Source organism: Xanthomonas sp. WHRI 6108, from assembly GCF_040202385.2.
GTDB lineage: Bacteria > Pseudomonadota > Gammaproteobacteria > Xanthomonadales > Xanthomonadaceae > Xanthomonas > Xanthomonas arboricola.
Genome location: NZ_CP168198.1, coordinates 1,111,462 through 1,123,970, shown reverse-complemented (window position 1 = coordinate 1,123,970; position 12,509 = coordinate 1,111,462). Strand labels below are relative to the sequence as shown.

13 protein-coding genes are annotated in these 12,509 nt (G+C 64.5%); 3 read left to right on the top strand and 10 right to left on the bottom strand.

What is annotated here, in order from left to right; genetic code table 11:
- Window positions 1–14 precede the first annotated feature (14 nt).
- Window positions 15–1,001 (bottom strand): malate dehydrogenase, encoded by a 987-nt coding sequence (locus ABQ039_RS04860; RefSeq protein WP_024938556.1) that lies wholly within the window; start codon window positions 999–1,001, stop codon window positions 15–17.
- A gap of 117 nt (window positions 1,002–1,118) precedes the next feature.
- Entirely contained in the window at window positions 1,119–1,613 is a 495-nt protein-coding gene (locus tag ABQ039_RS04855) for a peptidylprolyl isomerase (protein WP_016904578.1), read from the bottom strand.
- A 217-nt stretch (window positions 1,614–1,830) separates the two neighbouring features.
- Here ABQ039_RS04855 and typA point away from each other — a divergent pair, with 217 nt between their 5' ends.
- From typA to ABQ039_RS04840, 3 genes are all read left to right on the top strand, one after another.
- Window positions 1,831–3,660, top strand: a complete 1,830-nt coding sequence (typA, locus tag ABQ039_RS04850; RefSeq protein WP_016904579.1) for a translational GTPase TypA — start codon at window positions 1,831–1,833, stop codon at window positions 3,658–3,660.
- A 70-nt stretch (window positions 3,661–3,730) separates the two neighbouring features.
- Entirely contained in the window at window positions 3,731–4,150 is a 420-nt protein-coding gene (locus tag ABQ039_RS04845; RefSeq protein ID WP_026064834.1) for a DUF2127 domain-containing protein, read from the top strand.
- Window positions 4,151–4,255: 105 nt separating this feature from the next.
- Window positions 4,256–5,860, top strand: coding sequence for an amidase (locus tag ABQ039_RS04840; protein WP_184517746.1), 1,605 nt, complete (start codon window positions 4,256–4,258; stop codon window positions 5,858–5,860).
- Here the strand turns inward: ABQ039_RS04840 and ABQ039_RS04835 are convergent.
- From ABQ039_RS04835 to rpsM, 8 genes are all read right to left on the bottom strand, one after another.
- Window positions 5,850–6,977 carry a mechanosensitive ion channel family protein gene (locus ABQ039_RS04835; RefSeq protein ID WP_039523792.1) on the bottom strand — a complete coding sequence of 376 codons (1,128 nt, stop codon included), beginning with the start codon at window positions 6,975–6,977 and terminating at the stop codon, window positions 5,850–5,852. The genes ABQ039_RS04840 and ABQ039_RS04835 overlap by 11 nt on opposite strands.
- 87 nt (window positions 6,978–7,064) lie before the next feature.
- A complete protein-coding gene (locus ABQ039_RS04830; protein ID WP_184611212.1) occupies window positions 7,065–8,456 on the bottom strand; it encodes a class II 3-deoxy-7-phosphoheptulonate synthase in 1,392 nt (463 codons plus the stop codon).
- Between the two features lie 48 nt (window positions 8,457–8,504).
- Entirely contained in the window at window positions 8,505–9,023 is a 519-nt protein-coding gene (locus tag ABQ039_RS04825) for a disulfide bond formation protein B (protein ID WP_024938561.1), read from the bottom strand.
- A 324-nt stretch (window positions 9,024–9,347) separates the two neighbouring features.
- Window positions 9,348–9,731, bottom strand: coding sequence for a 50S ribosomal protein L17 (gene rplQ, locus ABQ039_RS04820; protein WP_003486665.1), 384 nt, complete (start codon window positions 9,729–9,731; stop codon window positions 9,348–9,350).
- A gap of 180 nt (window positions 9,732–9,911) precedes the next feature.
- Window positions 9,912–10,910: a DNA-directed RNA polymerase subunit alpha gene (locus ABQ039_RS04815; RefSeq protein ID WP_002811635.1), complete on the bottom strand. Its 999-nt coding sequence runs from the start codon at window positions 10,908–10,910 to the stop codon at window positions 9,912–9,914.
- A 53-nt stretch (window positions 10,911–10,963) separates the two neighbouring features.
- Window positions 10,964–11,590, bottom strand: coding sequence for a 30S ribosomal protein S4 (gene rpsD, locus ABQ039_RS04810; RefSeq protein ID WP_024938562.1), 627 nt, complete (start codon window positions 11,588–11,590; stop codon window positions 10,964–10,966).
- A gap of 15 nt (window positions 11,591–11,605) precedes the next feature.
- Window positions 11,606–11,998 carry a 30S ribosomal protein S11 gene (gene rpsK, locus ABQ039_RS04805; protein WP_003486671.1) on the bottom strand — a complete coding sequence of 131 codons (393 nt, stop codon included), beginning with the start codon at window positions 11,996–11,998 and terminating at the stop codon, window positions 11,606–11,608.
- A 10-nt stretch (window positions 11,999–12,008) separates the two neighbouring features.
- Complete coding sequence (gene rpsM / locus ABQ039_RS04800) at window positions 12,009–12,365, bottom strand: 30S ribosomal protein S13 (RefSeq protein ID WP_003486672.1); 357 nt, start codon at window positions 12,363–12,365, stop codon at window positions 12,009–12,011.
- Between the last annotated feature and the right edge of the window lie 144 nt (window positions 12,366–12,509).

Here is a 12,509-nt window from a genome sequence, read left to right as displayed (position 1 = left end):
GCAAGGCGAGAAACTCAGCCCAGCAGATGCGACACGCCGCTGCGCTCTTCTTCCAGCTCGGCCAGGGTCTTGTCGATGTACTTCTGGCTGAAGTCGTCGATCGGCAGATCCTTGACCAGGGTGTACTCGCCGTTGGCGGTGGTCACCGGGAAGCCGAAGATCACGCCTTCCGGGATGCCGTAGGAGCCGTCGGACGGCACGCCCATCGTCACCCACTTGCCGTTGCTGCCCAGCACCCAGTCACGCACGTGATCGATGGCGGCATTGGCGGCCGACGCAGCCGAGGACAGGCCGCGCGCTTCGATGATCGCCGCGCCGCGCTTGCCCACGGTCGGGATGAAGGTGGACGCGTTCCATTCCTGGTCGTTGATCGCATCGCCGATGGACGCGCCATCGGCGGTGGCGAAACGGTAATCCGGGTACATGGTCGGGCTGTGGTTGCCCCAGACCACCAGCTTCTCGATGCCGCCGACCGGCTTGCCGAGCTTCTGCGACAGCTGGCTGAGCGCACGGTTGTGGTCCAGACGCAGCATGGCGGTGAAATTCTTCGGGTTCAGATCCGGCGCCGACTTCATCGCGATGTAGGCATTGGTGTTGGCCGGGTTGCCGACCACCAGCACCTTGACGTCACGCTTGGCGACCTTGTTCAACGCCGCGCCCTGCGCGGTGAAGATCTTGGCGTTTTCCAGCAGCAGGTCCTTGCGCTCCATGCCCGGGCCGCGCGGACGCGCACCGACCAGCAGGGCGACGTCGATGTCCTTGAACGCCACTTCGGCGTCGTCGGTGCCGACCACGCCGGCCAGCAGCGGGAATGCGCAATCTTCCAGCTCCATGATCACGCCCTTGAGCGCGGCCTGGGCCTTTTCATTGGACAGTTCCAGCAATTGCAGGATCACCGGCTGATCCTTGCCCAGCATTTCGCCGGAGGCGATGCGGAACAGCAGGGCATAGCCGATCTGGCCGGCAGCGCCGGTCACGGCAACACGAACAGGTGCTTTCATGGGGAGTTTCCTCTGCTAAAAAACATGGGTGGAGGTGCACGCTGGCGTGGCGCAGGGCCTGGCGGCGCGCAGTGACAGACGAACGGCCGCACCGGGCGGCCGTTCGGGGGAAAGACATCAGGCGGCGAGGATCTTGTTCCACTCCGCGACACGGTCGGCCTTGGCGGCCAGCACGGCGTCGGTATCGCCTTCGATCGTCACCTTGTTGATTACATCGCCCTGGGCGACGGCATCGACCACGTCCAGGCCCTGGGTGACCTTGCCGAACACGGTGTGCTTGCCGTCCAGCCACGGGGTGGCGGTGTGGGTGATGAAGAACTGGCTGCCGTTGGTGTTGGGGCCGGCATTGGCCATGGACAGCACGCCGCGCTCGTGGCCGACGCCGTTGTTGGCTTCATCCTCGAAACGGTAGCCCGGGCCGCCGCGGCCGGAGCCTTCCGGGCAGCCGCCCTGGATCATGAAGTCGGCGATGACGCGGTGGAAGCTCAGGCCATCGTAGAAGCCGCGCTGGACCAGGTTGACGAAGTTGGCAACGGTCAGCGGGGCCTTGTCGGCGAACAGCTCGACCACGATCGGGCCGCGAGTGGTGTCGAAATGGGCAATCAGGGACATGGAAATCCTTGCAGGTTTCAGGGTGTATGACAGCCCATTAGAATACACCCGGCCGTGCAGGCGGCCGTGCAGGTTGGACCATCGTCGGGGTGTCCGGGCTAGCTGAATGGGCGTTTTGGACCGCTCAGCGGCCGAACGCAACGGTGCGGCAACGAAACCGCTATAATGTCGGGCTTACCTCATCTCAAGACTGGCGCCAGACAGGGGCCCTTTCCGCATGTCTATCGAAAAACTCCGCAATATCGCCATCGTCGCGCACGTTGACCATGGCAAGACCACCCTCGTCGACTGCCTGCTGAAGCAGTCCGGCACCCTGTCCGAACGCACCGTGCTGGCTGAGCGCGTGATGGACAGCAACGACCAGGAAAAGGAGCGTGGCATCACGATCCTGGCCAAGAACACGGCCATCACCTGGAACGGCAACCGCATCAACATCGTCGACACCCCGGGACACGCCGACTTCGGTGGCGAAGTCGAGCGCGTGCTGTCGATGGTGGACTCGGTGCTGATCCTGGTCGATGCGATGGACGGCCCGATGCCGCAGACCCGCTTCGTCACCCAGAAGGCGTTCGCGATGGGCTTCAAGCCGATCGTCGTGGTCAACAAGATCGACCGTCCCGGCGCACGCCCGGACTGGGTCATCGACCAGGTGTTCGACCTGTTCGACAAGCTCGGCGCAACCGACGAGCAGCTGGACTTCCCGATCGTCTACACCTCCGCCCTGAACGGCTACGCCAGCCTGGATTCGAGCGTGCGCGATGGCGACATGACCCCGCTGTACGAAGCGATCATGCAGCACGTGTCGGCACCGGACGTGGATCCGGACGGCCCGTTCCAGATGCGCATCAGCCAGCTGGACTACAACAACTTCGTCGGCGTGATCGGCATCGGCCGCATCCAGCGCGGCGTGCTGAAGAAGAACATGCCGGTCAGCGTGATCGACCGCGAAGGCAAGAAGCGCCAGGGCAAGGTGCTGCAGGTGCTGGGCTTCCTCGGCCTGGAGCGCATCGAGCAGGACACCGCCGAGGCCGGCGACATCGTCGCCATCTCCGGCGTGGCCGAGCTGACCATTTCCGACACCGTGTGTGCGCTCGACGCCCCGGAAGCGCTACCGGCGCTGACCGTGGACGAGCCCACCATCTCGATGACCTTCCAGGTCAACAACTCGCCGTTCGCCGGCAACAAGGACCTGTCCGGCGGCAAGTTCCTGACCAGCCGCCAGCTGCGCGACCGTCTGGACCGCGAGAAGGTGCACAACGTGGCACTGAAGGTCGAGGAAGGCTCCGACGCCGACAAGTTCCTGGTTTCCGGCCGTGGCGAACTGCACCTGTCGGTGCTGATCGAGAACATGCGTCGTGAAGGCTACGAGCTGGCCGTGTCGCGCCCGGAAGTCATCATCAAGGAAATCGACGGCAAGCAGATGGAGCCGATCGAACAGCTGGTGGTGGACATCGAAGAACAGCACCAGGGCGGCGTGATGGAAAAGCTGGGCACCCGCAAGGGCCAGCTGAAGAACATGGAGCCGGACGGCAAGGGCCGCGTGCGCCTGGACTACATGATCCCGGCGCGTGGCCTGATCGGCTTCCAGAACGAGTTCCGCACCCTGACCCAGGGCTCGGGCCTGCTGTTCCATGTGTTCGACCATTACGGTCCGAAGGAACAGGGCGCGATCGCCAAGCGCCAGAACGGCGTGATGATTGCCAACGCTGCGGGCGCCACCCCGGCCTATGCACTGGGGCCGTTGGAAGAGCGTGGCCGCCTGTTCGCTGCCGAAGGCGACAACGTGTACGAAGGTCAGCTGGTGGGTATCCACTCCAAGGACAACGACCTGACCGTCAACGCGATCAAGACCAAGCCGCTGACCAACATGCGCGCCTCGGGCAAGGACGATGCGATCAAGCTGACCCCGGCGATCAAGTACACGCTGGAGCAGGCACTGGACTTCATCGAGGACGACGAGCTGGTGGAAGTCACCCCGAAGGAAATCCGCCTGCGCAAGAAGTTCCTCACCGAAAGCGACCGCAAGCGCGCTGGCCGTTCCGGCTAAACACGGGACGTCCATCTTCGTGAGCAACACGCCCTACAGCCCGGATCCGCGTGCGCATCCGGGGCTGCATGTGATCGCCTTGCTAGAGGCGGTCAAGGGGACGCTTGCGCTGTTGGCGGCGACGGGCCTGGAAATTCTGGGCCCGCTCCCGCTGCAGAACGCGGTCAGCACACTGATCCGCCGCTTCAACCTGGATCCCGACCACGGCGCACTGCCGTCGTTGCTCAAGACCATCAGTCCCGACGCCGTCCATCTGGCTGCTGCCGCAATGCTGGCCTATGGCCTGCTGCACGTGGTGGAAGCCTGGGGTCTGTGGCGTGCCAAGGCCTGGGCGTCGCTGCTGGGCTGCCTGTCGGCGGCCATCTACCTGCCGTTCGATATCTACGCCATCGTTCGCCATCCCGGCTGGACCGCCTGGGGCGTGCTGGCGATCAATCTGATCGTGGTCGGCGTGCTGGCACGCGATCTGATCAAGCGCCGGCGCCGCTGAGGCCCCCTGCCCGTCTGCGGGCATGTCATACACATTGTCACCCCGCCGCAGCGCCGTTAGCCTGCGAACAGTCCCCGGGGAACACCGCCAATGCGATCCACCACCTTGTCCTTCGCGCTGCTGCTTGCGCTGTGCGGCTGTGCGCATACCGAAAGCCTGACCCCGGTCGGTGCCAACGCAGCCACTGCCAGGCAAGACGATCTGATCGACGCCGACATCGTCAGCCTGCAGGCACGCATGGCGTCCGGCACGATCAGCAGCCTGGACCTGACCCGCGCGTACCTGCAGCGTGTCGCCACCATCGATCGCGCCGGGCCCGCTCTCAATTCGGTGATCGAACTCAACCCGCAGGCCGAAGCCGACGCACGTGCATTGGACGCCGAACGCCGCGCCGGCCATGTGCGCGGGCCCCTGCATGGCATTCCGGTACTGCTCAAGGACAACATCGATGCGCTGCCGATGGTCAACAGCGCCGGCTCGCTGGCATTGGCCGATTTCAGGCCCGGCCGCGATGCGTTTCTGGTGCAGCGCCTGCGCGCCGCTGGCGCGGTGATCCTGGGCAAGACCAACCTGAGCGAGTGGGCCAACTTCCGCTCCACCAAGTCCAGCTCCGGCTGGAGCGCACGCGGCGGGCTGACCCGCAATCCGTACGCCCTGGATCGCAATCCCTGCGGCTCCAGTGCCGGCACCGGCGCGGCGATCGCCGCCAGCCTGGCCACGGTCGGCATCGGCACCGAAACCGACGGCAGCATCACCTGCCCGGCCTCGGTGAACGGCCTGGTCGGGCTCAAACCGACCGTGGGCCTAGTCAGCCGCGACGGCATCATTCCGATCTCGGCCTCCCAGGACACCGCCGGCCCGATGACGCGCAGCGTCGCCGATGCGGCGGCGGTGCTGCAGGCGATTGCCGCACCCGACCCGCAGGATCCGGCGGCGCGCACTGCACCGACGTCCACACCGGACTATCTGGCGCATCTCAGGCCCGATGGCCTGCGCGGCGCCCGCCTGGGCCTGCTGCGCAATCCCTTGCGCGAAGATCCGGCGATTGCCGCCGCGTTGGAACGCGCGGTGCAGACCCTGCGCGCCGCTGGCGCCACCGTGATCGAAACCAGCCTGGCGACCGAGGGCCAGTGGGACGCCGCCGAGCAAACGGTCTTGTTGGTCGAATTCAAGGCCGGCCTGAACGCGTATCTGCGCAGCCACGCCGCGCCGGTGTCGAGCCTGGAGCAAATGATCGCCTTCAATCGCAGCCACGCGCAGCGCGAGATGCCCTACTTCGGGCAGGAGCTGTTCGAGCAGGCGCAGGCCGCGGCCGGACTGAACGATGCCGCCTATCTCACAGCCCGCGCCACTGCCAAACGGCTGGCCGGGCCGGACGGCATCGACGCCGCGCTGCAGGCCAATCGCCTGGACGCGCTGATCGTGCCGACCACCGGCGCTGCCTGGGTCACCGACCTGGTCAAGGGCGATACCTTTCCCGGAGCCGGCTACGGTGCGGCCGCGGTGGCCGGTTATCCCAGCCTGAGCGTGCCGATGGGACAGACCCAGGGCCTGCCGCTGGGCTTGTTGTTCATGGGCAGCGCCTGGAGCGAGCCGCGCCTGATCGAACTGGCCTACGCCTACGAACAACGCAGCAAGGCGCGTGTTGCGCCCCGCTACTCGCCGACTGCGCCCAGCGCACCGGCGGCCGCGCCTGCAGCTATACCGTAGTCGCAGGCTCACCGTCTTCGGCACCGGGCGAGCGCACGCTCTCCTGGGCGATCGGCGCGGCGGCGCGCAGGGGCGGCTTTTCCTGCGCGGCAATTTCGGCGCGGATCCTGGGCAGTGCGTACGGGTGCTCGCGGGTCAGGAAGTCGATCATGCGCTCGCGGCTGATGCAGCGCAGATCGAACGCATCGCCGGAGTTGCGTGCGCTCACCAGCAGGCGTACCTGGATCGTGCTCTCGCTGGTTTCGGTCACCTGGGTCACGCACACGCGTCCATCCCACAGCGGCTCGCTCTTGCAGATGCGCTCCAGCTCGGCGCGCACCGCCGCGATCGGGGTGCGGTAGTCCAGCCACAGGAATGCGGTACCGAGCAGGTCGGCGCTGCTGCGCGTCCAGTTCTGGAACGGGTGCTCGATCCACCAGGTCAACGGCACCACCATCCGCCGCTCGTCCCAAATCCGCACCACCACATACGAGCTACCGATCTCCTCGATGCGGCCCCATTCGCCTTCCACGATCACCACATCGTCCAGCCGGATCGGCTGGGTCAGGGCGATCTGCAGGCCGGCGATCAGGTTGCCGAACACCGGCTTGGCCGCGATACCGGCCACCAGGCCGATGATGCCGGCCGAGGCCAGCAGCGTCTTGCCGATCTGGCGTACCTGCTCGAAACCAAGCAACACCACCGAGATGCCGAGCAGGATCACCGCGCCCATCACCACCCGGCTCAGCACGCGTGTCTGGGTCTGGATGCGTCGTGCGGTGAGGTTGTCGGACACCTCGATCGGGTTGCTGCGCAGGATTGCCGCCTCGCCGGCTGCTACCGCGCGTACAAGCAGCCAGGTAATGCAGCCGACGATTCCCACATGTAGCAAACTTTGCAGTGCCGCGAGTCCCTTACCCTCCAGCGGCGTTGCTTCCGTGGCGATACGCAAGAACAGCAGCGGCAGGATGAAGGCAGCCGGCAGCGTGACAACGCGAATGATGCGTGCGCGGCGATAGTCGCGGCCCTGCATGCGGCGAAACAGCCACAGCATCAACGACCAGGTGACGATGCCCGCCAGCAGCGCGGCACCAAGCGGGATTGCGTATTCGCGGATGACGTTCCAATCGGCAGTCAAACCGTTCCTCCTGTGGGGGGGGAAAGAGGGATGGCTGCAGCATCATGCCGCACGCGGCATGAGCATCACGTCATGCGTACGGTGACATCACGCGCCCAGCGGTTGCGACGCCACCTGCTGTTGCTTGCGCACGATCGCCATTGCGATTTCCAGCGACTGCTCGTAGTTCAGCCGCGGATCCACGCTGGAGCGGTAGGCGCGCTCCAGATCGCGCTCGGTCAACTCGCGCGCGCCACCGGTGCATTCGGTGACGTCTTCGCCGGTCAGTTCCAAATGCACCCCGCCCAGCCGCGTCCCGGCGGCCGCATGCAGATCGAAGGACAACTCGACCTCGCTGCGGATATTGTCGAAACGCCGTGTTTTATAGCCATTTCCGGTGCTTTCGGTATTGCCGTGCATCGCATCGCACACCCACAACACCCGACGTCCATCGCGCTTGACCGCCTCCAGCAGCGGCGGCAACTTCGCGGCGATCTGCGCCGCACCCATGCGATGGATGAAGCTCAGGCGGCCGGGTTCGTCTTCGGGATTGAGCACGTCGATCAGACGCAACAGCTGATCCGGCTGCACCGATGGCCCCACCTTGATCGCGATCGGGTTACGCACGCCACGCAGGTATTCCACATGCGCGCCATCCAGCGCAGCAGTACGCATGCCGATCCACGGGTAATGCGTGCTCAGGTTGAACCAGCCCCACTGGCGCGGCACCTGCCGGGTCAGGCCTTCCTCGTACGGCAGCAACAGCGCCTCGTGCGAGGTGTAGAAGTCGATGCGATTGAGGTTGTAGACCTCAGCGCCGGACAGGGTCTCCATAAAGCGCACCGCATCGCCGATCGATGCCACCATCTTCTGGTAGTCCGCCGCCAGCGGCGAATACCCCACCCAGTCCAGATTCCAGTATTCGGGATGGTGCAGGTCGGCAAAGCCGCCGTCGATCAGAGCGCGCACGAAATTCATCGTCATCGCCGAGCGCGAATGCGCGGTGATCATGCGCTGCGGATCCGGCACGCGCGCCGCTTCGGTGAAGGCTGGCGCGTTGATCACATCGCCGCGGTAGCTCGGCAAGGTCACCCCGTCGCGGGTTTCGGTGTCGGCCGAACGCGGCTTGGCGTACTGCCCCGCAAAGCGCCCTACCCGCACCACCGGCAGGTGCAGGCCATGCACCAGCACCAGGCTCATTTGCAGCAGCACCTTCAGGCGATTGGAGATCGTGCCCGATTCGCAATCGCTGAAGTTCTCGGCGCAATCGCCGCCCTGCAGCAGGAAGCGCTTGCCTTCTTGCGCCTCCGCCAGCTGGCGCTTGAGCGCAAAGATTTCCCAGGAGGTCACCAGCGGCGGCAGCTGCCGCAACTCGCCCAGCGTGTGTTCCAACGCAACGGCGTCCGGGTAGACCGGCATCTGCAACGCCGGACGCTGCCGCCAGCTCTGCGGCGACCACTGCTCTGCCTGGTTGACGGACGAATGAGGGGAAGCGGACATCGTGAACTCCAGAAATCTCGGGCGCCGGCTAGCGCCGGAACGAAACGATCAGAACAGTTTGCGCGGACCACGCTGCCTGAAGCCGGCGTACAGCGCCCACAGCGCCAGGCCCACGAACCACAGCATGCTCCACATCGGCATGCTCAGGCCCAGAAAGCGCCAATCGATATTGCCGCAGTCGCCGGTGCCGGTCAGCACGGTGCGGAACACTTCGAACGGCCCCATCGTCTCGCTCAGGAAGCTCAACGGCGGCCCGCACGAGGACATCATGTCCTTGGGCCGGATCTGCACCCAGACATGCCGCGCCGCGATGCCCATGCCGACGCCGGCAGCGATGAAGCTCAGCACGCCATAGAGCTTGCGCGTGCCCGCTGCGCGCGGCCCATGCAACGCGCCCAGCAGAAACAACAGCGCCAGCGCCGCAAACGCGATCCGCTGGAAGATGCATAGCGGGCATGGCTCCAGCCCAAGATGCAGCTGTACGTAGATCGCATAGGCAAGCAATCCTGCGCAGGCAAGAAAGCCCAGCAAGAACTGCGCCCGGAAACCCCAACGAAATGGATTCATCGCTACCGCTTGCCTAGGATCGAATGCCCGATTATCAGCCATCGCTGCCGCGGTGACCACGGATGCCTGCATCGGGCAGGTCGCCCGGCAGCAGGCCCGGTGTAGCCATGCATGTCGCCAGTCATGTGTCGGCCTGCAGACCCTCGACACCGCCCGGAGACGGCCTCCTTTGCGGCGGTGAACTTGATCCTGGTTGAGGCATGCACATCGCTGCGCTGTTGCCGAAACACCCATACCAAGACCGACCGCCATGGTCCGGCACAGGCAATAAAAAAGCCCGGCGCCAGCCGGGCTTTTCGAGAATCTTTGCGAAGGGCGAACCGATTACTCGGCCACTTCCTCGGCGACGACCGGACGGTCGACCAGCTCGACATACGCCATCGGCGCATTGTCACCGGCACGGAAGCCAGCCTTCAGGATGCGCAGGTAGCCGCCGGGACGGGTCGCGTAACGCGGGCCCAGTTCGACGAACAGCTTGCCCACTGCTTCCTTGTCGCGCAGGCGAGCGAACGCCAGACGACGATTGGCAACGCCATCGACCTTGCCGATGGTGATCAGCGGCTCGGCGACGCGACGCAGTTCCTTGGCCTTCGGCAAGGTGGTCTTGATCAGCTCGTGCTTGAACAGCGACGCGGCCATATTGCGGAACATGGCTTCGCGGTGCGCGCTGGTACGGTTGAATTTACGACCGGATTTCTGGTGACGCATGAGTGTGATTTCCTAAGGAATGTTGAGACTGCTTGAGAGACGCTGTCGCCATCCTGGCGCTGTTGAATGGACTGCGGTTGGTCCGAGCCGGCCGTCCTTTGACCGGATGTCACCGCGGGCTTTGGCCCGTCGATGTAAAAAAACAGCATGGGCGCCCGAAGACGCCCATGCGGTGATGCATTAACCAAGCATGCCGTGCTGGGCGACACCGGCCGGCGGCCAATTCTCCAGCTTCATGCCCAGTGCAAGGCCGCGCTGTGCCAGCACTTCCTTGATTTCGGTCAGCGACTTCTTGCCGAGGTTCGGGGTCTTGAGCAGCTCCACTTCGGTCTTCTGGATCAGATCACCGATGTAGTAGATGCTCTCGGCCTTCAGGCAGTTGGCCGAACGCACGGTCAGCTCGAGGTCGTCGATCGGGCGCAGCAGCACCGGATCCACGCCGCTGGCAGCCGGCTTGGCCGCACCGCGATCGCGGTGGGTGAAATCGCCGAACACCGACAGCTGATCGCTGAGGATGTCGGCGGCGGTGCGCACGGCTTCCTCGGCATCGATCGTGCCGTTGGTTTCGATATCGATCACCAGCTTGTCGAGGTCGGTGCGCTGTTCAACGCGCGCAGCTTCCACGGCATAGGCAACGCGACGCACCGGCGAGAACGACGCATCCAGCATCAGACGACCGATGGTGCGGGTCTCTTCGTCCGGACGACGACGCGCGGCAGCCGGCTGATAGCCGAAACCACGCTCGATCTTCAGGCGCATGTTCAGCGCCGTGTCCTTGGTCAGGTGGCAGATCACGTGGTCGCCGTTGATGATCTCGACGTTGTGGTCGGTCCTGATGTCGGCCGCAGTGACCGTGCCCGGACCCTGCTTGGACAACGACAGCGTCGCGCTGTCGCCACTATGCATACGAATCGCCACGTCTTTCAGGTTGAGCAGGACGTCAAGCACGTCTTCCTGCAGCCCTTCGACCGTGGTGTACTCGTGCAGCACGCCGTCGATCTCGACCTCGGTGATCGCAAAACCCGGGATCGACGACAACAGCACACGACGCAGGGCATTGCCCAGCGTGTGCCCGTAACCGCGCTCCAAGGGCTCGATCACGACCTTTGCGCGATTGTCGGTAAGACGTTCGATCTGCGGACCACGGGGGCGCAGAACCTGGTTGGCGGTAACCGTCATGTTGCGGGGTCTCCTGCGAACCTCCGGCGGTGCCGGAGGCTCTCCAATGTGAATTACTTCGAATACAACTCGACGATCAGCGCTTCGTTGATATCCGAAGGCAGGTCAGCGCGATCCGGAACGGCCTTGAACACGCCGCTGAACTTCTTCGAATCGACTTCGACCCACGACGGCGTCATGTCGTGCTGCTCAGCCACGGTCAGGGCTTCCTGCACGCGAAGCTGCTTCTGTGCCTTTTCCGACAGCGTGATCGCATCGCCAGCCTTGATCTGGTACGAAGCCAGATTCACCGACTTGCCATTGACCAGCACGCCACGGTGCGACACCAGCTGGCGCGCGGCCGGACGGGTGACGGCAAAGCCCATGCGGTAGCAGACGTTGTCCAGACGGGTTTCCAGCAACTGCAGCAGGTTCTCGCCGGTGTTGCCCTTCTTGGTCGAGGCCTTCTTGTAGTAGTTGCGGAACTGACGCTCCAGCAAACCGTAGATGCGCTTGACCTTCTGCTTTTCGCGCAGCTGGGTGGCATAGTCGGAGAGCTTGCCTTTGCGAGCCGCGCCGTGTTGGCCGGGCTTCTGCTCAAGCTTGCACTTGGAGTCCAGCGCGCGCGCCGGGCTCTTGAGGGAAAGATCGACGCCTTCGCGGCGGGCGAGCTTACAGGTAGGACCGATATAACGAGCCATTTCTTATCGCTCCCTTTAGACGCGACGCTTCTTCGGCGGACGGCACCCGTTGTGCGGGATTGGCGTCACGTCGATGATGTTGGTGATCTTGTAGCCCACGTTGTTCAACGAACGCACGGCCGACTCACGGCCCGGACCCGGACCCTTGATACGCACTTCCAGCGACTTCACGCCGTAGTCGAGCGCAGCGCGGCCAGCCTTTTCGGCGGCAACCTGAGCGGCGAACGGGGTCGACTTGCGCGAACCACGGAAACCGGCGCCGCCGGACGTGGCCCACGACAGTGCATTGCCCTGGCGATCGGTGATGGTGACGATGGTGTTGTTGAACGAAGCGTGGACGTGAGCGACGCCGTCAGTGATGACGCGCTTGATCTTCTTCTTCGTTTTCTTTTCTGCTGGCTTTGCCATGATCTATCCCTTACTTCCTGATCGCCTTGCGCGGACCCTTGCGGGTGCGGGCGTTGGTACGGGTGCGCTGACCACGCAGCGGGAGACCACGGCGATGACGCAGACCGCGATAGCAGCCCAGGTCCATCAGTCGCTTGATCGCGATACCGATTTCGCGGCGCAGGTCGCCTTCGACGACATACTTGCCGACCTCGGCGCGCAGGCGCTCGATTTCGGGTTCGGACAGATCACGAATCTTCGTGGTCGAGGTAACGCCTGCGGATTCGCAGAGCTTCTTCGAACGGGTACGGCCGATGCCGTAGATGCTTTGCAACCCGACCCAGACGTGCTTCTGGGCTGGCAGGTTGACGCCTGCAATACGCGCCATGACGCGATTCTCCAACTGAGTGATGGCCCGACAGCGCCCAGGCGCCATCCGGCAGGATGGATCAAAAGTGAACTCGGAATTGTAGCAAGGCCTCGGATTGCTTTGAAGCCCGTGGAACCAAAAGTTCCATGGACCCGGCGTGGG

What these genes read in the sequence shown, in the direction of transcription:
- ABQ039_RS04860 (WP_024938556.1), bottom strand. Translation starts at nt 1,001, where the DNA reads ATGAAAGCACCTGTTCGTGTTGCCGTGACCGGCGCTGCCGGCCAGATC.
- ABQ039_RS04855 (WP_016904578.1), bottom strand. Translation starts at nt 1,613, where the DNA reads ATGTCCCTGATTGCCCATTTCGACACCACTCGCGGCCCGATCGTGGTC.
- typA (WP_016904579.1), top strand. Translation starts at nt 1,831, where the DNA reads ATGTCTATCGAAAAACTCCGCAATATCGCCATCGTCGCGCACGTTGAC.
- ABQ039_RS04830 (WP_184611212.1), bottom strand. Translation starts at nt 8,456, where the DNA reads ATGTCCGCTTCCCCTCATTCGTCCGTCAACCAGGCAGAGCAGTGGTCG.
- ABQ039_RS04825 (WP_024938561.1), bottom strand. Translation starts at nt 9,023, where the DNA reads ATGAATCCATTTCGTTGGGGTTTCCGGGCGCAGTTCTTGCTGGGCTTT.
- rplQ (WP_003486665.1), bottom strand. Translation starts at nt 9,731, where the DNA reads ATGCGTCACCAGAAATCCGGTCGTAAATTCAACCGTACCAGCGCGCAC.
- ABQ039_RS04815 (WP_002811635.1), bottom strand. Translation starts at nt 10,910, where the DNA reads ATGACGGTTACCGCCAACCAGGTTCTGCGCCCCCGTGGTCCGCAGATC.
- rpsD (WP_024938562.1), bottom strand. Translation starts at nt 11,590, where the DNA reads ATGGCTCGTTATATCGGTCCTACCTGTAAGCTCGCCCGCCGCGAAGGC.
- rpsK (WP_003486671.1), bottom strand. Translation starts at nt 11,998, where the DNA reads ATGGCAAAGCCAGCAGAAAAGAAAACGAAGAAGAAGATCAAGCGCGTC.
- rpsM (WP_003486672.1), bottom strand. Translation starts at nt 12,365, where the DNA reads ATGGCGCGTATTGCAGGCGTCAACCTGCCAGCCCAGAAGCACGTCTGG.